The 19,009-nt window shown below is 43.7% G+C and carries 14 protein-coding genes and 1 tRNA gene; 3 read left to right on the forward strand and 12 right to left on the reverse strand.

Annotated features, from left to right (window positions below):
* Positions 1 to 102 precede the first annotated feature (102 nt).
* From ACHUET_RS10235 to rimO, 12 genes are all read right to left on the reverse strand, one after another.
* Positions 103 to 1,455: a sodium-dependent transporter gene (locus ACHUET_RS10235; protein ID WP_371531162.1), complete on the reverse strand. Its 1,353-nt coding sequence runs from the start codon at positions 1,453 to 1,455 to the stop codon at positions 103 to 105.
* 317 nt (positions 1,456 to 1,772) lie between these two features.
* Positions 1,773 to 2,552, reverse strand: coding sequence for an acyl-ACP--UDP-N-acetylglucosamine O-acyltransferase (lpxA, locus tag ACHUET_RS10240; protein WP_394212567.1), 780 nt, complete (start codon positions 2,550 to 2,552; stop codon positions 1,773 to 1,775).
* Positions 2,553 to 2,725: 173 nt separating this feature from the next.
* On the reverse strand, positions 2,726 to 3,262 hold the full coding sequence (fabZ, locus tag ACHUET_RS10245) for a 3-hydroxyacyl-ACP dehydratase FabZ (protein ID WP_394212569.1): 537 nt from the start codon (positions 3,260 to 3,262) through the stop codon (positions 2,726 to 2,728).
* Between the two features lie 52 nt (positions 3,263 to 3,314).
* A complete protein-coding gene (gene lpxD / locus ACHUET_RS10250) occupies positions 3,315 to 4,331 on the reverse strand; it encodes a UDP-3-O-(3-hydroxymyristoyl)glucosamine N-acyltransferase (protein ID WP_394212571.1) in 1,017 nt (338 codons plus the stop codon).
* 146 nt (positions 4,332 to 4,477) lie between these two features.
* A complete protein-coding gene (bamA, locus tag ACHUET_RS10255; RefSeq protein ID WP_394212573.1) occupies positions 4,478 to 6,910 on the reverse strand; it encodes an outer membrane protein assembly factor BamA in 2,433 nt (810 codons plus the stop codon).
* Between the two features lie 262 nt (positions 6,911 to 7,172).
* Positions 7,173 to 8,549, reverse strand: coding sequence for an RIP metalloprotease RseP (gene rseP, locus ACHUET_RS10260; RefSeq protein ID WP_201601344.1), 1,377 nt, complete (start codon positions 8,547 to 8,549; stop codon positions 7,173 to 7,175).
* 123 nt (positions 8,550 to 8,672) lie between these two features.
* Positions 8,673 to 9,881 carry a 1-deoxy-D-xylulose-5-phosphate reductoisomerase gene (gene ispC / locus ACHUET_RS10265; protein ID WP_394212575.1) on the reverse strand — a complete coding sequence of 403 codons (1,209 nt, stop codon included), beginning with the start codon at positions 9,879 to 9,881 and terminating at the stop codon, positions 8,673 to 8,675.
* A 173-nt stretch (positions 9,882 to 10,054) separates the two neighbouring features.
* Complete coding sequence (locus tag ACHUET_RS10270) at positions 10,055 to 10,864, reverse strand: phosphatidate cytidylyltransferase (protein WP_394212577.1); 810 nt, start codon at positions 10,862 to 10,864, stop codon at positions 10,055 to 10,057.
* 175 nt (positions 10,865 to 11,039) lie between these two features.
* Positions 11,040 to 11,798, reverse strand: a complete 759-nt coding sequence (gene uppS, locus ACHUET_RS10275; RefSeq protein WP_394212579.1) for a polyprenyl diphosphate synthase — start codon at positions 11,796 to 11,798, stop codon at positions 11,040 to 11,042.
* A gap of 311 nt (positions 11,799 to 12,109) precedes the next feature.
* The gene (gene frr / locus ACHUET_RS10280; RefSeq protein ID WP_394212581.1) at positions 12,110 to 12,664 is read right to left on the reverse strand and encodes a ribosome recycling factor; all 555 of its coding nucleotides are present in this window, start codon (positions 12,662 to 12,664) and stop codon (positions 12,110 to 12,112) included.
* 128 nt (positions 12,665 to 12,792) lie between these two features.
* Positions 12,793 to 13,518 carry a UMP kinase gene (gene pyrH, locus ACHUET_RS10285; protein WP_057759121.1) on the reverse strand — a complete coding sequence of 242 codons (726 nt, stop codon included), beginning with the start codon at positions 13,516 to 13,518 and terminating at the stop codon, positions 12,793 to 12,795.
* A gap of 172 nt (positions 13,519 to 13,690) precedes the next feature.
* Positions 13,691 to 15,298, reverse strand: a complete 1,608-nt coding sequence (rimO, locus tag ACHUET_RS10290) for a 30S ribosomal protein S12 methylthiotransferase RimO (protein WP_394212582.1) — start codon at positions 15,296 to 15,298, stop codon at positions 13,691 to 13,693.
* 135 nt (positions 15,299 to 15,433) lie between these two features.
* On the opposite strand from rimO, the gene ACHUET_RS10295 reads away from it, so the two are divergent.
* From ACHUET_RS10295 to ACHUET_RS10305, 3 genes are all read left to right on the forward strand, one after another.
* A complete protein-coding gene (locus ACHUET_RS10295; RefSeq protein WP_394212584.1) occupies positions 15,434 to 16,804 on the forward strand; it encodes a two-component system sensor histidine kinase NtrB in 1,371 nt (456 codons plus the stop codon).
* Positions 16,805 to 16,886: 82 nt separating this feature from the next.
* On the forward strand, positions 16,887 to 18,662 hold the full coding sequence (locus ACHUET_RS10300; protein WP_394212586.1) for a sigma 54-interacting transcriptional regulator: 1,776 nt from the start codon (positions 16,887 to 16,889) through the stop codon (positions 18,660 to 18,662).
* Between the two features lie 219 nt (positions 18,663 to 18,881).
* A tRNA-Leu gene (locus tag ACHUET_RS10305) sits at positions 18,882 to 18,966 on the forward strand.
* Positions 18,967 to 19,009 lie beyond the last annotated feature (43 nt).

Here is a 19,009-nt window from a genome sequence, read left to right on the forward strand (position 1 = left end):
TTATTAGACATAAAAAGGGCTTAAGAATTATCTTAAGCCCTTTTTATGTGTGCTGCTTTTATCGCTTGATGATTTAAATGTCTAAATCATTATAAATAACTATTAGCCCATCAGTGAGGTAACAAATACCACGATCACAGCGATTGGCGCGATGAACTTTGCAACAATTTGCCAAAGCTGCCATGTAGCATTAGATAAACCAAGCTCTTGCTGAATGCTACGTTGATCCATTTTCCAACCAACAAATACGATGGCCGCAAGACCTGTTAGAGGTAATAGGAATTTACTGGTAATCTTGTCTAGTGCATCAAAGATACCATTACCCATGATAGTAAATTCAGACCATAGGTTGAACGATAGCAACGCGGCAATACCTAATAGCCAAATCACAGTACTGGCAACGATAGTCGATACAGTACGGCTCATTGATGTACGCTCTTCTAGCAGCTCAACCGTTGGCTCTAGTAATGAGATAGATGAAGTGACAGCTGCAAAGGTGATAAGCAAAAAGAACAATGCACCAATGATAGTACCCGCACCCATGCTACCAAAAGCAATCGGTAAGCTGACAAAGATTAGACCAGGACCTGACGCAGGATCTAGACCATTACTAAAGATAATTGGGAAGATGGCTAGACCGGCCGCCAAAGCGATAACCGTATCCAAGATAACAACAGTACGTGCTGTTTTTAGCAAGTTCACTTCACGGCCCAAATACGAACCATAAGCAACCATGATGCCCATACCAATCGATAGCGTGAAGAAGGCATGACCTAATGCTGCAAGCATAACATCAGCCGTCAGCTTGCTCATATCTGGCGTGAACAAATAAGCAACTGCCTCACCAAAACCGCCATTCATTACGTTGTAACCAACGATAACAAAAAGGATCACACCCAATAGTGGCATCAAAATCTTGGCTGTTTTTTCGATACCACTCGTTACACCAATACCAACGATGACAGCAGTCAAAATCATAAATACGGTGTGCCAAATCGTCAATGTACCGGCTGATGCTAGCATCGCATCAAAGGTCGCAGCCACTGAATCACTGTCTTGACCTGTAAAGCTGCCTGACGCAACCTTAGTAATATAGTTAAGTGCCCAACCGCCGATAACACTATAGAACGATAGAATTAAAAAGCCACCCAAAATACCAGTAGCACCAACGATGGTCCAGCTACGAGATTTACCTTCGCTAGCAGCCACATCCGCGAACGTGTTGACTGGGTTTTTTTGTCCACGGCGACCAATGAGCCATTCAGCAACTAGTATTGGAAAACCGACTAGCGCGATACAGAATAAATAAGCGATAACGAAAGCCGAACCACCGCTCTCGCCCACCATATATGGAAATTTCCATATATTTCCCAAACCAACTGCTGAACCTACTGCCGCTAACACGAAGCCAAAACTTGAGCTCCATTGTGCATGTTCTTGTTTATTGATAGCCATTTTTTGCGTCCTCGTACTTCAAATAACGCTACTGACAATCCTCCTTGATCATCATAAATAGTCACTACTACTATCAAACTATTTAGTGAACACTTAAATGTGAAGTGCCCCGTAACATTAAGAAAGAATTGTTTACAATATCATAAACGCTCAGTTTCTGCTAAGCGACCAAAAAAGTCAAGTACTCATAAATATAAAAAGCCATAACAATTGGTTATGGCTTTTGACAATATTATCTTTTATTAATAAAATTTAGGCAGATTAAAACTGTAAAAAACAACTATCTAGCCTAGCTTCTACGGTAGCTCAATATGTGTTTAACGCACCACCCCGCGACGACTTTTTTGTAGTGAATCAATCAGTAATTGGACTTTTGGCTCTTGAGATAGTAGCTCACCTTGCAGAACCTCCAACGCTTTTGCTGTGGTCAGACCCGATCTAAAGACGGTACGATACGCTTGGCGTAAGACATCAATAGTTTCTTTCGACCAATCTTTTCGGCGCATGCCTTCGATATTCAGGCCATGAGCTTTTGCTGGATTACCAGACACCATCGTAAACGCTGCCACGTCTTTTAAAATCAAACTGGCACCGCCGATTAAGCTGTAATCATCTACTGTACAAAACTGATGAATACCTGAATTACCACCGATGATTGTATGGCTACCGATAGTCACATGACCTGCAACGCCCACATTATTTGCCAGTACATTATGATCGCCAATCACACAATCATGCGCCACATGAGTATTGACCATTAACAAGTTATGACTACCTATCTTGGTCAGCTCACTATCTTGTGCAGTACCGCGATGTAGGCTACAAGCTTCGCGAATCGTATTGTGATCGCCAATCTCGAGCCAAGTACGCTCACCTGCATACTTTAGATCCTGAGGATCTTCTCCAACACTCGCAAACTGATAAAACTGGTTATGCGCGCCAATACGAGTCAACCTAGTTACAACGACATGCCTATGCAACACAGTATGTGGTCCAATTGACACTTCATCACCAATGATACAGTAAGGACCAATGATGGCAGTCTCATCAATCTGTGCAGATGGTGAGATGAGTGCTGTAGGGTGAATCTGACTCATGATGTGGGCCCTTGTATCATTTAATGCAAATAAATAGTCAGCCAAATGCAGCTGGTTTGGCTTCATGAATGAGGCCAATATCCGCTGCTTTGTTAAATATCAATATAATAGCTCATTATAATTGTGAAGATCGATTCGATATAGCGCCTTATGAATGCTAACTCATTACCAACTTAGGCACTTTTACTGTCTTTGATTTTTTGCTGTTCTTGACGCGCAATCATGATTTGAGCACTCGCAGCAAGTTCGTCTTCGACATGCACCGTACAATCAAACTTATAAATACCATGGCGCTGCATCACTGTCTTGGCACGAATGATGAGTTGATCACCAGGAATGACTCGGCGTTTAAAACGTACTTTATCCACACCAGCAAATAAATACAGATAGCCATCTTCTGAAGTCAGACCTGCAGTAATGAACCCAAGTATGCCTGAAACCTGTGCCATTGCCTCTACCATCAATACCCCTGGCATGATTGGCTCGTCAGGAAAATGCCCATTAAAAAACTCTTCATTAATGGTCACATTTTTGATACCCGTAATGCACTCTCCTGGTGTACAAGCAACCACTCTATCGACCAACATAAAAGGATAACGATGTGGTAAATAATGCTTAATCGTATGATACGTCAGTGGCAGGGTAAGACCTTGCTCAGCCAAGCTTTTGATGTCTTCATCAGTTGGGATATCTATATGGTTATTGCTCATAATGAGGCTTCCTTGCTATGTTTTGGATGTTTATTGTTTGTATGTGTTCGCATTAATCACGACCAAGCTGACGAAAGCGTACCGCTGCACGGCGCCAATTAGCAGTTGGCATAGCAGCAGTTCCAGAAGAGTAAGAACCAGCAGTTTTTATAGATTTGGTAACCATGGTCATACCTGATAAAACCACATCATCTGTAATTTCGATGTGCCCTGTGATACCGACAGCACCACCAATAATGCAGCGTTTACCTATAGTCGTACTGCCGGCAATACCCGTTTGGGAGGCAATGGCAGTACCATCACCAATACGTACGTTATGGGCAATTTGAACCAAATTATCAATAATAACATGATTACCAATAACCGTATCATTAATGGCGCCGCGATCGATGCAGGTGTGGCTACCAATGCGTACATAATCACCAATAATCACACGGCCTAGCTGAGCGATACGCTCCCAGCCTGAAACACTAGGATTGTTGGTAGGAGCAAAGCCAAACCCTTCGGCACCAATACTCGCACCCGCATGCAATCTTGCGTAGTTACCAATGACACAATCATGGCCAATAACCACTTGCGATTTGATAACACTGTCAGTACCGATCTCAGAATGCGCTTCAATCACCACATGGGCATCAAGTGAGCTACGCGCCCCTATTCGCACATAGTCGCCAATGACACAAAAAGGACCAATATTGACATCATCACCAATCACAGCGCTATCAGAGATCACAGCGCTAGGATGGATTCCAGCAGATAGTGACTGACGGGCAAATAGTTGGCTAGCGCTAGCGTAAGCTAGGTATGGGTTAGAGACAACCAACGCTAAGGCTGACTCAGGTACTTGGTCACGATACTCTTGGGTGACCAATACTGCACCTGCTTGGCTACCGGACAAACTAGAGATATAGTGAGGGTCTGCCAAAAAGCTTAGCTGCTTTTGGTCAGCAGTGGTTAAACTTCCAACACTGTTAAATGGGTGACGTAACTGCTCAGCACTAATATCAGCCTTATTGATAATGGGCTGACGCTGCTCAATCCGAGTGATAAGTTGCTCAATCGTTATCATAATGACTATTAATAGACTATTGTTATATATAAAACGGTCGTCAAAATAACAATGTGTTTTGACGACCTACTGGGAACTAATGACATTCTAACTTACTTAGACAAATATTTGAGAACGATTAGATATATTTAGATAATATTGACGATCTAGAATGTATTACCAATCTGGAACTGGACTTTTTCAGTTTCGTCCCCTTCTTTATCACCAAAAGGTACGGCATAACTGAGTGAAATTGGACCAATTGGTGTATACCAAGTCACACCTGCACCTGCACTAAAACGGAAATTATTATCTTGAGTTAGTAGCTTTATCTCAGAACCATCTGCATTCACAGCAGGATCACCAGTATTAGGGTCGATAAAAGTGCGATCTTCTTTATCACTCGTATCGAATACCTGACCACCTTCAGCAAATAGTACTGGACGCACTTGATCTGCCCAATCCCCTTTAAACGGCATCGGTAAGATCAGCTCACTACCGAAGGTAACTAACGCATTACCACCGACCTCTTCATCTTTAAAACGTCTATCAGAACTGATGGCATCGAAGTAGCCTTGTGACTTAGGTCCTAACGTTGAAGATTCATAACCACGTACTGAACCATAACCGCCCGCGTAAAAATTCTCATAGAATGGTAAGTCGTTACCATAACCCAGTTTCGTATAACCACGCGCCACCAAGTCTTTATAAAGCGGGTAATACACATTGCCGCTATAAACAAGTTTCTGATAATTAGCATCGCCAAGACCAATGGTGGCATCAACAGTGTGACTCATACCTTTGGTTGGAAACACTGGGCGATCTAATGTGCTGTAATCCCACCCAAACAGCAAGTTGTAAGTCTGATAGTCATTTTTAAAGCCAGTACGACCTTCAAAATCCCCAGTAAAGTTTTCAACAGTACCACCATCATCAATGATTTCTTGCGCGTTTGATATACCAAGGAAACGACCACCACGAACTGACGTATTATCAACATTTAGACCAGCACTGACACGCTTGGTCTCATCCACAGGATAGCTGTAATTTAATGTCGCACCGTAGGCATCAGTGACATAATTACTAACGTTTCTATCATCATATTTGGTTTCGCGATAGTAAGCACTCACGCCTTGCGAGACGCCATTTTCTGTAAAGTATGGATCGGTATATCCTAAGCTATACGAATCGCGTGTCTCTGAACGTGATAGTGCGGCTTTAACGCGGTTACCAGTACCCATAAAGTTATTTTGGGTTAAATCCAACTGAAAAGTAACACCGCCGCTCTGCGAGTAACCTGCTGCAATCGTTGAACTACCAGAAGGTTGCTCTTCTACTGTATAGTTGACATCTACTTGATCTGGCTGATTGGGTACTGGTTTTACGTCAACATTAACAGCTTTGAAGAAACCGGTACGCATAAGACGCGTACGCGATAGTTGAATTTTTTCGCTAGAGGCAAGAGACCCTTCCAACTGACGCATCTCACGGCGCAATACTTCATCTTGAGTTTTGATATTACCTGTGAAGTTGATACGGCGAACATAAATAGGACGTGCAGGATCGATATAATAATCCACGTCAACCATTTTGGTGTCGTCATTAATGCGTGGTACGGGTCTAACTTGAGCTAAATAATACCCTTCGTTACCGTAGCGTCTTTTGAGCGCGGCTGTTGTGTCATCCAGTTTGGCTTGTGAATATTTTTCATTAGGCGCAAAAGTAACCAGCTCTTCTAGTTCGTTATTATCGAAAGTAGGCTTACCCAAGAAATTGACGTCACCAAACTGATATTGCTCCCCTTCACTCAAACTGACTTCGATAAACACACTACGTTTATCTTCACTAATATTAAGTACCGCGTTATCTACTGCGAAACGCACATAACCATCGTTTTGATACAATGCTTTTAAATTGTCTAAACTGGCAGCCAGTTTTTCTTGTGCATATCGATCAGATTTTGATAGTAAGCGTGTCCATGATGATTCTTTTACAGCAAAGACATCTTTGATTTCTTCATCACTAAAATGTTTGTTACCAATCACATTGATATCAACAACTTTAGCAGGCTTACCTTCGATAAAGCGCACATCAAGCTTGACGCGGTTACCATCAAGTACTGTCTGATCTACTTCAATATTACTGTTGTAATAGCCTTGACTGATATACTGCTGTTGTAGCTCATTAGCAACGCCTTGCAGGGTCGATTGCTTCAGTACATTACCGACAGACAGTCCAGCATTCCCAAGGCCTTGCTCAAGCCCTTCTTTGGGAATGAGTTTGTTACCTTCAAAATTCACTTCGGCAATGGTTGGACGTTCAATAACATCAAACCTTAGATTGCCACCTTCGACACGGCTTTGAATATCAGCAAAGTTTTCAGTCGCATACAGTGCCTTGATACTGGCAGCTAAGCTACTGTCATTTACCGTATCTCCTACCGTAATAGGTAGAACCGGATAGAGGCTATCAGGGGTTAGGCGTTGCAAGCCATTGAAACCGATGTCAGTCACTACAAATTCTGCAGCCTGTACCGGCATACTCATCATCGTTACAACTAACGGCAACCCAGCCGCGCTCATAAATAAAGGCGTACGCATAAACACTATCCGTCAATAAAAAACTTGCTAAAGTTAAGTTAAAAAGCACATGTTGTCCAGCCCATTTGCACAAAGTCGCAACTCCATGCGTGGCTGACTCAAAACACTTTATATAAAAAGCATCACAAAATAAACTAAAAATTACGATTAGTACAGAGGCTATGACACAAAGTATCTTGCGTATAATAGCAACAATCAAAGCGTAAGCGCCATTAAACCATTAGTATATCGTGCTTTATTGATTATATTACTCATTAACCGATCAAAACAGCCTACTGATGTCATTACCAATTGCTAACACCATGAAACCTGCCAGTAAGAGTAAACCGATATTTAACCCCACCATTTGCACCCCTTCAGAGAGCGGTTTACCGCGAATCAGTTCGATAAAATGATAAACGATATGACCACCATCCAATACTGGAATCGGTAAAAGATTCAATACAGCAAGACTCAGGCTAATCAATGCAGCCGTCGATAATACCATCTGCCAACTGATATCAAAGCTTTGCTTGGCAACTTTGGCAATGGTAATCGGACCTGACAAGTTATCCAGACCAATCATACCTGAGAGCATTTTTCCCATCGAGCTTACTGTCATCACGGCTAGTTGCTCAGTCTTTTCAAATGATTTAACCAATGACTCGCCAGGGCCATAAACCACGGTGGTTTTGTAAGCATCAGGAATAACAATCTCAGTCTGGTCTACCATGGCGCCAATTTGACCGTAATCATTACCCAAGTTGTCTTTTTTACCTTGCGGCATAATTTGCAATTGCACCGTTTTGTCATCACGCAATACGGTAAAATTAAGTAACACCTCGGGATTATCACGAATAATACGCGTGGCGCTAATCCAATCGTCAATGTTTTGATTATTGATGGCAGTAATACGATCGCCCACCTGTAGACCTTGACGGCTAGCCGCACCATCAGGCGCCAATTCACCGACAATCGGGGCAATCTGTGGCTGCCACGGTAACATACCAAAGCTGGTCAATGCATCTTTACCTTGTGCATCACCCTGCATAAATTGTGTGACTGGTGCTTGATAGGTTTTGATCGACTGATTGGTTTGGGCGTCTGACTGTAGTGTAATACTCACATTGTCTGTCTCACCCATCCGTCCTGCAAGGCGATAATTGATACCTTCCCACGTCTGTACGTCGTGTCCATCAATCGCAACAATCTTATCACCAACAGGTAATTGCGCCATCGCAGCTGGGGTATCTGGCAGTACTTGCCCGATTTTCGTAGCCAACTGCTCAGACGGCGTCATAAACAACACCCAAAAGAGCGCAATGGCAATGATGAAATTCATGATAGGGCCAGCGGCGACAATCGCAATCTTCTTGAGCGGATGCTGATAATTAAACGCAAGATGCCGTTCATCTTTTGCGACATTGCCTTCACGCTCATCAAGCATTTTGACATAGCCGCCGAGTGGCAATGCCGAGATACGATAGTCGATTCCACTTTTTTTGCTGGTCCAACCAAACAGTTTAGGGCCAAAACCGATAGAGTATGTTAATACTTTGACGCCGCACATCCGTGCCACGATATAGTGCCCCCACTCATGTAAGGCAATGAGTGGACCTAAGACAAATATTGCCGCAAGAAGCGTTAATAAAAACGTCATGATCTTTTCTCAGTATTGTTGCTTAGTATCTTTTATCAACATTAACATCGACATCTTCACTAATATCGTTTATTAGCACCATCTTTTAATTAAGAGACTATCTATTGCTAATGATTGCCGCGATTACGCCAACTTTGCCACAAGTTTATCCGTAAGGTGACGTGCTATCTTGTCAATGGCTAATATATCTTCTATATCAGCCGTTTCAGTTAATGGTGGCAGCTGTATATCGTTTAAGGCTTGCTCATTGATATCAGCGATATCAGTTAAGCGAATTTGTCCATCCAAAAATGCTGCTACTGCAATTTCGTTAGCTGCATTCAATACAATAGTCGCCTGCGTACCTGCTTGCATTGCTTGACGAGCCAAACGTAGGCAGGCAAATTTTTGCAGATCAGGCTCGATGAACTCCAAACCACTAAGTGCATATAAATCTAATGGCTGCGAACCGCTATCGATACGGCTAGGATAGCTGAGCGCATGGGCAATTGGGGTTTTCATATCTGGACTGCCAAGCTGTGCTAAAAAGCTACCATCGCTATATTCTACCATTGAGTGAATGATACTTTGTGGATGAATGACCACATTTATTTTATTTTCAGGCAAATCAAATAAATGACAAGCCTCGATCAGCTCAAGCCCCTTATTCATCATTGTGGCTGAGTCGACAGATATCTTCTGACCCATTGACCAGTTAGGGTGCTTGACTGCCTCTGCGACAGTTGCTTGCTGCATCTGTTCAAAAGACTGCTGCAAAAATGGCCCACCAGAGGCTGTTAACCATAGTTTACGGACACCATGATTTGGCTGATGAATTTGCGTATTGTCTTGCTGAATAGCAAGTGGTAAGCACTGAAAAATGGCATTGTGCTCAGAATCGAGGGGTAACAACGTAGCGTTATGTGTTTTGACCGCATTGATCATTACCTGCCCTGCCATCACCAGCGCTTCTTTATTGGCGAGCAAAATACGCTTACCTGCGCGTGCTGCTGCTAAGGTAGAAGGCAGTCCTGCCGCGCCTACGATGGCAGCAACAACAGTATCAGTTTGTGAATCAGTGGCTATATCTACTAGACCTTCCTCGCCCCCTACTACATCACTATCAATTCCTACTGCTTTGAGCCTTTTGGCAAAATCATCCACAGCTGCCGTTGGCACATTGACGCGCTTAGGCAAAAACTGCTGACAGAGCGCAAACAGCTTATCTAAACGGTGGTAGCCTGACAATGCGTAGACTTCATAATGTTGCGGTTGCGCCGCTAATATTGCTAATGTGCTATCGCCAATCGAGCCTGTCGCGCCTAGTACGGCGATGCGTTGCGTCATAACCATTAATGCCTATGATATTTAATATTTAGAGAATAAGAAAAGAGTAAATGAGGTTTAAAAAATATAAAGGATAATAAGGCTATATAGTAATAAATAAGACCGTTGTAAAAGACTAGCCAAAACGGTCACTTCGCTTGCTTATCACACCATAAAGTCAGCTAAGTGACTTTGTTGTCTTATACCACAATCAAACCTAGCTGCTGTATCGCCCAAAAGCCAAGTGCGAATATCGGAGTTGCAGATAGCAATGAATCAATACGATCAAGTACACCACCATGCCCTGGTAAGATGGTACCAGAGTCTTTGACATCAGCACGGCGCTTGAGCATTGACTCAAAAAGATCACCAAGCACAGAAGCCAGAATCGTTAGCGCCGATAGTGCCACAAAGGCGACTAGCGCTGCGCCCGTCAGTTGTAGCTTAAACACACTGATCGCAACGACTACCAGTAGACCTGTAATCAAACCACCGGCCAATCCTTCCATACTCTTATTGGGTGAGACATTGGGTGCCATTTTGCGGCGGCCAAGCTTACGACCAACAAAGTAAGCACCGCTATCAGCACACCAGACCAATAAAAACACATAGAGTAGCCACCATGCTGATAGCTGCCAGAGGTAAAAAATCGCAGTAATAGAGGCTGTCAAAATAACCACACCCAATAACGCTAGATGTTTTCCATACCATTTTGTCTTTGTTGGGAATGCACGTACCCAAGACAATGCCATCAGCCATATGACAAGCGAGGCCGTCCACCAAAATAACCAAGTCACCTTAAACATAAGCGATAGGACAGTTATCACTAAAACTAATAGCACAAAGACAATAGGTTGACGCCACTTCGGCATCAACTTCGCCCATTCATGAGCTGCGATAATTACGCCAACGGCTAAAAGCGGTGCGAATAAAATAGGGGTTTGGCTCGCAAACATTGCAATACCAACGATAATAACGAGAACAATTGCCGTTCTAATTCGTTGCCACATACTTATCGAGCCTTATAATAATGAAGAAGGTACAGTCAAAAAAATGCATTATAACAGTTAATAGACCTGTGCCCATTAATAGCATTGACCCTCATTAAAACGGTTTATCATCTCGTAAGCAAGCGGTATTAGCGACCTAGAGAATACTGTCTGAATTTTTATGGCTACTATTGAGTCAGCGACTATGCTGCTCTATCCCTACCTGCTCGCTGGTTTTACCAAACCGGCGTTGACGCTTTGCAAACTCAGCAATCATCGAAGCCAGTTCTTCTGGAACAAAATCTGGCCATAAAGTTGGCGTGAAAAACAACTCCGCATAGGCCGCTTGCCATAATAAAAAATTTGATATTCGGTAATCACCACCGGTACGAACCAGCATGTCTACTGCTGGAGCATCTGCCAGTTGTACTTTCTCACCGAGCATTTCTGCACTAATATCTTCAGCTCTCAACTCACCTGCCTGCACTTGCTGCGCCAGCTGTTTTGCTGCATGAGCAATATCCCATTGTCCACCGTAGCTAATCGCAATTACCAATGTCATGGCATCAAAGCCTGCGGTTTCTACTTCGGCATCCCTCATCAATGTTTGCAAACTATCACTAAGCTGACTGCGATCACCGATAAAACGTAAGCGAATACGATATTCATTCATACGCGGCATTTGCTCATGAATAGTCGAGGTTAGTAACTGCATTAATAGCGCCACCTCACTGGGTGGACGTTGCCAGTTTTCACTAGAGAAAGCAAATACGGTCAGAACCTCGATACCAGTTTCGACACAGTATTCAACGATGGGATCTAATGCATCTTTACCCACCACATGCCCTTGGCCTTTGCCTAAATTATTGGCTTTACCATAGCGATTATTACCATCCATAATGATAGCAATATGACGTGGAAGAAGAACAGAAGCCGTGACGGCTGAAGTGGACATAGGCGAACTTGCTTATTGTTAAGGTAAAATAATAATAACGTGTGCGACAATGTTAAAAAAGTCTTACAAGTACAATTCACAAACTTATCATAATTGCTTTATCAACGCTCTTAATAGATTGCAAAACGCGCTCTACAGCCTATAGTTTGCCATAAACTTAATAGGGATTAAAAAACTATGAATGTATTAATGGGTCATATCAGTTTAGCCAATAATAAACAGCCAATAACTACAAAGTATTGGCTGCTAAAATGTAGATAATACTCTGAACTAAGTTTTGCCATGAATGATGGATGGCAAAACTGCTCGTCTTAAACTTCCATCAAATCGCTTTCTTTTTTACTCAGGCGACTATCGATAGTTTCAATGTACTTGTCAGTGATTTTTTGGATATCATCGTTAGCACGGCGCTCATCATCTTCTGAGATTTCTTTCTCTCTGGCCAAGTCCTTGATATCGTTCATCATATCGCGGCGAATATTACGAATAGACACACGGCTGCCTTCTGCTTCGCCACGCGCAAGCTTTTGCATATCGCGACGTGTTTCTTCTGTCAACGCTGGCATTGGCACACGAATCACATCAGCTGTCATTGGATTTAGGCCCAAATCTGCTTCGCGAATGGCTTTGTCTACTGCTTGTACCATCGTACGGTCAAACGGTTGAACCAATAACGTACGTGAGTCTTCAACGTTGACGCTTGCTACTTGGTTCAGCGGTGTATCAGAACCATAGTAGCTGACCATCACGCCTGACAACATACCTGGGTGTGCACGTCCAGTGCGAACTTTACTGAAAGTACTCTCAAGCGCTTCCAACGTTTTTTGCATGCGTGCTTCACCGTCTTGCTTAATCTCTTTAATCATTATGTGTCCTTATTTATCGCTATCGACAAATTTTTTATTTGCTATTGGGATATTTGTTATTAGCTACTTTTTGTTATTAGCCACTCATTAAAGTGACCGAACAACGCTACATCAATGCAGGGAATTAATTAATGAAAAACGCGTGTGCCTTCGTTTTCACCCATAATGACATTCAATAATGCATTAGGCTTAGTCATATCAAACACTTGTAGCGGTACGTTATGCTCACGGCACAATGCGATAGCCGTTAAATCCATGACGCCTAGCTTTTGCTCTAGTACTTCATCAAAAGTCAGACCGTCATATTTGACTGCATCATCATGTAAGCTCGGGTCTTTGTCATAAACGCCATCGACCTTAGTCGCTTTTAAAATTAAACCAGCTTCGATTTCGATACCGCGTAAACAAGCAGCAGTGTCAGTAGTAAAGAATGGATTACCCGTACCTGCGACAAAGATACAAACTTCGCCGTTTTTAAGATAACGAATGGCATTACGACTGCTATAGCTTTCAGTAACTTCACCAATCGGTAACGCTGACATCAAGCGGGTTTTTATGTTGCGACGCTCAAGCGCATCACGCATCGCCAGACCATTCATAACAGTGGCTAGCATACCCATCTGGTCACCAGTAACGCGGCCAACGAGACCTTCTTTTTGTAATTGTGCGCCGCGATATAAGTTACCACCGCCAACCACGATACCGACCTGAACACCTAGTCCACGCAAGTGAGCGATAGACAGGCTCATTTTGTCGAGCACTTCGGTATCAATACCCATGTCTTTGCTACCAGCCAAGGCTTCGCCAGAGAGTTTTAGCAAGATACGAGCGTAACGCGGGTTTTTGTCAGACATGAGGTCACCTTATTATCATGAAATTATAAAGAAAATTATGGGTAAAACACAAATCAAGTTTGCCCGTAACGCTGCGCTTAAAGACAAGCGTATTAAACAGGCTAAATTGCGCTAATTGTAGCAAAAACTGCCCGCCATTGGGCAATTTTCACTCGTATATCTTATCGAACATCTAACCTTGATAACTGGCAAATAGATCATATTCGCTAGCATCATCAATCGTCACGGTTAGGAACTGCCCTACTTTAACTTGAGCAGTAATGTCATCAACATAGACATGACCATCAATTTCAGGCGCATCAGCATAACTACGACAAATAGCGATATTCTCATCACTATCAATCTCATCGACCAATACCATTAAGGTTTTACCGACTTTTTCTTGTAGTTTTTGCGCTGAGATATCTTGTTGCAGCGCCATCAAACGCTCGTAGCGAGATTGCTTAACATCTTCAGGGACATGGTCTGGCAAATCATTAGCCACCGCGCCTTCTACTTCTGAATACGTAAATGCCCCCACGCGATCAAGGCGCGCTTCAACCAACCAGTCAAGCAAGCACTGAAAATCCTCTTCAGTCTCACCCGGGAAACCAACCACAAAGGTCGAACGAATCACAATATCAGGGCAGATATCACGCCATGCTTTGATACGCGCTAAGGTGTTTTCGCTGTGTGCAGGACGTTTCATCGCTTTTAGGATGCGATGACTGGCATGCTGGAACGGAATATCAAGATAAGGCAACAGTTTCTTCTCGCCCATTAGCTCAACGACTTTGTCTACATGCGGATACGGATAGACATAATGCAAGCGTACCCAAACACCCAAATCGTTCAATGCCTGGCATAAGTCATAGAATTTAGACTTGAGCGGCATGCCGTTCCAAAAACTGGTCTTATACTTGAGATCAAGACCGTAAGCAGAGGTGTCTTGCGAGATGATAAGTAATTCTTTCACGCCAGCTTTTTTGAGCGCCAGTGCTTCGTTCATCACATTATCGATCGGGCGCGATACCAAATCACCGCGTAAGCTTGGGATAATGCAGAACGTACAGCGGTGGTTGCAGCCTTCTGAGATTTTTAGATATGCATAATGGCTTGGGGTCAGTTTGATACCCGCTTCATTAATCAAATCTATTTTTGGATCATAGTTGGCATCCAAGCTGCGATTTGGTCTTGGCACGTGCTGTGCGACGGCTGTAATCACTTCATCATAGGCATGCGCGCCTGTCACTGCGAGTACAGCGGGATGCATTTCACGTATTTTGTCCGCTTCTTTGCCTAGGCAACCGGTGACAATCACTTTACCGTTTTTGCTAATGGCCTCGCCAATCGCATCAAGCGACTCTTGCACCGCTGACTCAATAAAGCCGCAGGTATTGACCACGACCAAATCCGCACCGTCATAGTCGCTTGCGACTTGATAACCGTCACGGCTCAGCTCAGTGATAATACGCTCACTATCCACCAAGGCTTTTGGGCAACCTAATGACACAAACCCAATCTTTGGTGCAGCGCTGACTGGCATCGTCGCCGTGGCATTCGCCGTCGAGGCTGAAGTAGCGTGGCTGCTTTGAGCAATGCTGCGGTTTTGATTGTGGTTGGCTTTATGATGATAAGGCTGGTCAGTATGTGCTTGACTGACATCTGCCTGACTCTGCTCTTGTGCCACTGATGGCTTTGCAGGATTAAAGATAGTGACTGTTTCTTTCGCAGCGTCTTTTGCGGCTAATAGAGAGTTTGTCGTTGTCGTGTTCACTGACTCGGTAGAAGTTTTGGACATGGCTGACCTTGCTAGAGATAAATTGGCTGAGCGCATTGTACGTTTTTTTTGCAAAAATCACCAGTTTTGCCGCTCTATAGTCTTGATTTATGGTTAAATATTGATTCAAACATCCTATTTTTATGGGCACTATCCATGACTGCTGATTTTATCACCACCAAAACCACCCCTGATTTAGCATTCGTATCACAGCATCTATTCACCGCTATTTTGTGGGTCAATGATCAGTTATCGATAACCCGTTTAAATGCTCAAGCGGAGCAATTACTTGCCATTAGTAGTGGAAGGTTAATCAACCAATCTATCTTGACGCTATTGGCACCCGATGAATTAAAATTAAAAGAAAACGCTTCTATCGACAATGTCAGTGATGATAGTGAAAATAAACCTCTGGATGAACCCCTCTACTCTTTGACGGAACGGTTCAATCAAGCACAAAACTACCAACAGCCTTTCATTGACCATGATCATGTCATCCAAACGCCTTTGAATGGCAACCTACTACTCTCAGTCGATTATAGCGTGACGCCTGTTATCTACGAGCAGCAGTCGTATTTCATCATCGAGATGTGGGGCAAAGACCGCCAAAGTCGCATCTCAGAGGAGCAGCGGCAGCAGCAGCAATATGCGGTTGCTCGTCACATGCTACGGTCGGTCGCGCATGAAATCAAAAACCCACTTGCGGGCATTCGGGGTGCAGCGCAGTTATTGCAGCGACAGTTTATTAAATTCAGTGATGCGAATACGACGGCGGCCAATAGTCACTCTAACGCGCTTGGTATCTCACAGGACGCTAGCACTGGCACAAACGATGATTTGCAAAAAATGAATCAAAAGCTGCGTAACTATACCGACATTATCATCTCAGAAACTGACCGTTTGACGCACCTGATTGCTCAGCTACTTGGCTCAAACCAGCTGCCAAACTGGCAAACGCTGAATGTCCATGAGCCACTAGAGCATGTTTTGACCTTGGTAGTCAGTCAATACCCACAAGTGACGATACAGAGAGATTATGATTTGTCGTTGCCTGAGTTGTGTGCTGACAAAGACCAATTGATTCAGGTATTTTTAAATATTATGAATAATGCGTGTGAGTCTATGACTGAGTTTGAGCAAACGCTACAACAGAACAAACTCTCTGCGTCTAAGGAGTTGCCATTGACCGACGTGCAGACCGATAGAGAGACTGCTTATCAGCCAACTTTGCACATTCAAACGCGCGTTGCCTTTCAGCATACGATTGTCGGGCAGCAGCACAAGCAAGTGCTGCAAATCACTATCACTGACAATGGTTCAGGCATTGATCCGGCTCTTATCGGACAAATATTTTTTCCGATGGTGACCAGCCGTGCAGCAGGTACTGGTCTTGGCTTATCTATCGTACAAGATATTATCAGCCATCATCATGGTATGATTGATGTGAGCTCTACAGAGGAGGCGAACGGCAAACAAACACGCTTTACACTATATTTGCCTTTTACGCAGCCCGTCACTGAATCATAGAACACATGGCGACATAAAACTGCTAAATTGTAAGATACCCAATCCCAAACCGACAATAACAATTGCTCATTAGGCCCGATACATGACCCAATACAGTGACAACCAAAACCCTAAAAGCGATGCACACTCTCCAATAGTCACCGTCAACAATGCACCCAGCGATCAGCCTGCAACGCTCTGGTTAATCGACGATGATGCAGCGCTGCGTATGGTATTGGCAGATACGTTTGAAGATGCTGGATTGACCGTTATCAGTTTTACCCAAGCGCAGGCAGCATGGACTCGGCTCAATGATGCACTAAAACAGCAAGAGTCAGCCACACAGCTGCCAGATGTAATATTGACTGATATTCGTATGCCAATGATGGATGGATTGTCATTTAGCGACTGGGTACACCAGCACTTTCCGGACATGCCGATTGTCATTATGACAGCGCACTCAGACCTCACCTCTGCGATTAATAGCTATCAGACCGGTGCGTTTGAATACTTGCCAAAGCCCTTTGACCTAGATGATGCTGTTGCCACTATCTATAAAGCGATTAACTACCAGCCAAATATGGCGATAGCTCATTATTCGAACGAGTCTGGTACCCAAACCACAATTGACGCGCGCGCTAACAGTGATATAAAACCTGAAACACCTGCCAATACCTCCTCTAAACACAGCAAAAATAAAGCTGAGGTGACAACTGCCTCTAAAGCTAATAGCAATCCGAGCGGTATCATTGGTCAATCACAAGCCATGCAAACCGTGTTTCGTGCTATTGGTAGATTGGCGCAGTCCCCTATTTCTGTCTTGATCACCGGAGAGTCCGGAACAGGTAAAGAGTTGGTTGCCAGTGCCTTGCATCAGCATTCACCGCGCAAACAGCAACCATTTATCGCACTCAATATGGCAGCCATCCCACATGACTTGATTGAGTCTGAATTATTTGGTCACGAGAAAGGCGCGTTTACTGGCGCAACGACAACCCGCCAAGGACGTTTTGAGCAGGCTAATGGTGGTACGTTATTTTTGGATGAAATTGGCGACATGCCCTTTAGCACCCAAACACGTCTGTTACGCGTACTGGCCAATGGCGAGTTTTACCGCGTTGGTGGACAGCAGCCGATCCAAGTAGACGTCCGTATCATCGCCGCCACTCATCAAAACTTGGAAGAATTAGTAAAACAAAATCGATTTCGTGAAGATTTGTTTTATCGTCTCAATGTCATTCGTCTACCGCTGCCACCACTGCGTAAACGTCCCGAAGACATTCCTGCATTAGCGACCTATTTTATGCAGTCTGCCGCCGAGCAAATGAACACAACACCGAAGCATTTGCATCCTGCGGCCTTACAGATGATGCAGACCTTTGACTGGCGCGGTAATGTGCGTCAACTTGAGAACGTCTGCCTATGGCTGACAGTGATGGCGACTGGTGATACGGTAATGGCAACAGATTTGCCCCCAGAGCTATTAGAAAACACGGCTCTAGACTCAGAGCTGTACCAAGAGCATGACTCATCACCACAAGCAAATACAGTGAACCCTCAGCTGCAAAATAACGATGACTTAAATAATCACAGCCAAAATAATCACGACCAAAATGATCAAGTCACTCAAGCTCCTGCCAGTCCAAATTGGCAAAAAGCGCTCGCTATCTGGGCTGAGCAGTCTCTTAATACAGGCGAAACTGATATTCTACAAACGGCCACGCCTGAGTTTGAGCGGGTTTTATTGACAGCAGCACTCAACCATAGTGGTGGCAAAAAGATAGAAGCGGCAAGCTTACTTGGTTGGGGTCGCAATACCCTCACTCGTAAATTACAGCAATTAGATATCTCTGCACCCAGAGTGCCATCGAAAGAGTAAATAAAGGTTTAAAATGCAATATTAAAAAACCATTAATATCAATTATTTATAAAAATACATGAAAATAAATGCAAAATAATTAAAAATAATCGCAAATAGGGGTTGACCAAAAATTCAAACTCTATATAATAGCCAACCACTGAGACGCACTACCGAATCAGTTAACTGTCTAGATAGCGTTTGAACTTAATCGCTTTTGATGATAGAGTAACGGAAAATGGGGCTGTGGCGGAATTGGTAGACGCACCAGATTTAGGTTCTGGCGCCGCAAGGTGTGAGAGTTCGAGTCTCTCCAGCCCCACCATTTTCGGATAGTACATCTTAGACCAAATATTAAAACCTGCTTT

This window comes from Psychrobacter piscatorii (genome assembly GCF_043641605.1).
Taxonomy (GTDB): Bacteria; Pseudomonadota; Gammaproteobacteria; order Pseudomonadales; family Moraxellaceae; genus Psychrobacter; species Psychrobacter piscatorii_C.

Excerpts from the sequence above, each read along its gene's own strand:
- ACHUET_RS10235 (WP_371531162.1), bottom strand. The coding sequence starts at position 1,455 with ATGGCTATCAATAAACAAGAACATGCACAATGGAGCTCAAGTTTTGGC.
- lpxA (WP_394212567.1), bottom strand. The coding sequence starts at position 2,552 with ATGAGTCAGATTCACCCTACAGCACTCATCTCACCATCTGCACAGATT.
- fabZ (WP_394212569.1), bottom strand. The coding sequence starts at position 3,262 with ATGAGCAATAACCATATAGATATCCCAACTGATGAAGACATCAAAAGC.
- lpxD (WP_394212571.1), bottom strand. The coding sequence starts at position 4,331 with ATGATAACGATTGAGCAACTTATCACTCGGATTGAGCAGCGTCAGCCC.
- bamA (WP_394212573.1), bottom strand. The coding sequence starts at position 6,910 with ATGCGTACGCCTTTATTTATGAGCGCGGCTGGGTTGCCGTTAGTTGTA.
- rseP (WP_201601344.1), bottom strand. The coding sequence starts at position 8,549 with ATGACGTTTTTATTAACGCTTCTTGCGGCAATATTTGTCTTAGGTCCA.
- ispC (WP_394212575.1), bottom strand. The coding sequence starts at position 9,881 with ATGGTTATGACGCAACGCATCGCCGTACTAGGCGCGACAGGCTCGATT.
- ACHUET_RS10270 (WP_394212577.1), bottom strand. The coding sequence starts at position 10,864 with ATGTGGCAACGAATTAGAACGGCAATTGTTCTCGTTATTATCGTTGGT.
- uppS (WP_394212579.1), bottom strand. The coding sequence starts at position 11,798 with ATGTCCACTTCAGCCGTCACGGCTTCTGTTCTTCTTCCACGTCATATT.
- frr (WP_394212581.1), bottom strand. The coding sequence starts at position 12,664 with ATGATTAAAGAGATTAAGCAAGACGGTGAAGCACGCATGCAAAAAACG.
- pyrH (WP_057759121.1), bottom strand. The coding sequence starts at position 13,518 with ATGTCTGACAAAAACCCGCGTTACGCTCGTATCTTGCTAAAACTCTCT.
- rimO (WP_394212582.1), bottom strand. The coding sequence starts at position 15,298 with ATGTCCAAAACTTCTACCGAGTCAGTGAACACGACAACGACAAACTCT.
- ACHUET_RS10295 (WP_394212584.1), top strand. The coding sequence starts at position 15,434 with ATGACTGCTGATTTTATCACCACCAAAACCACCCCTGATTTAGCATTC.
- ACHUET_RS10300 (WP_394212586.1), top strand. The coding sequence starts at position 16,887 with ATGACCCAATACAGTGACAACCAAAACCCTAAAAGCGATGCACACTCT.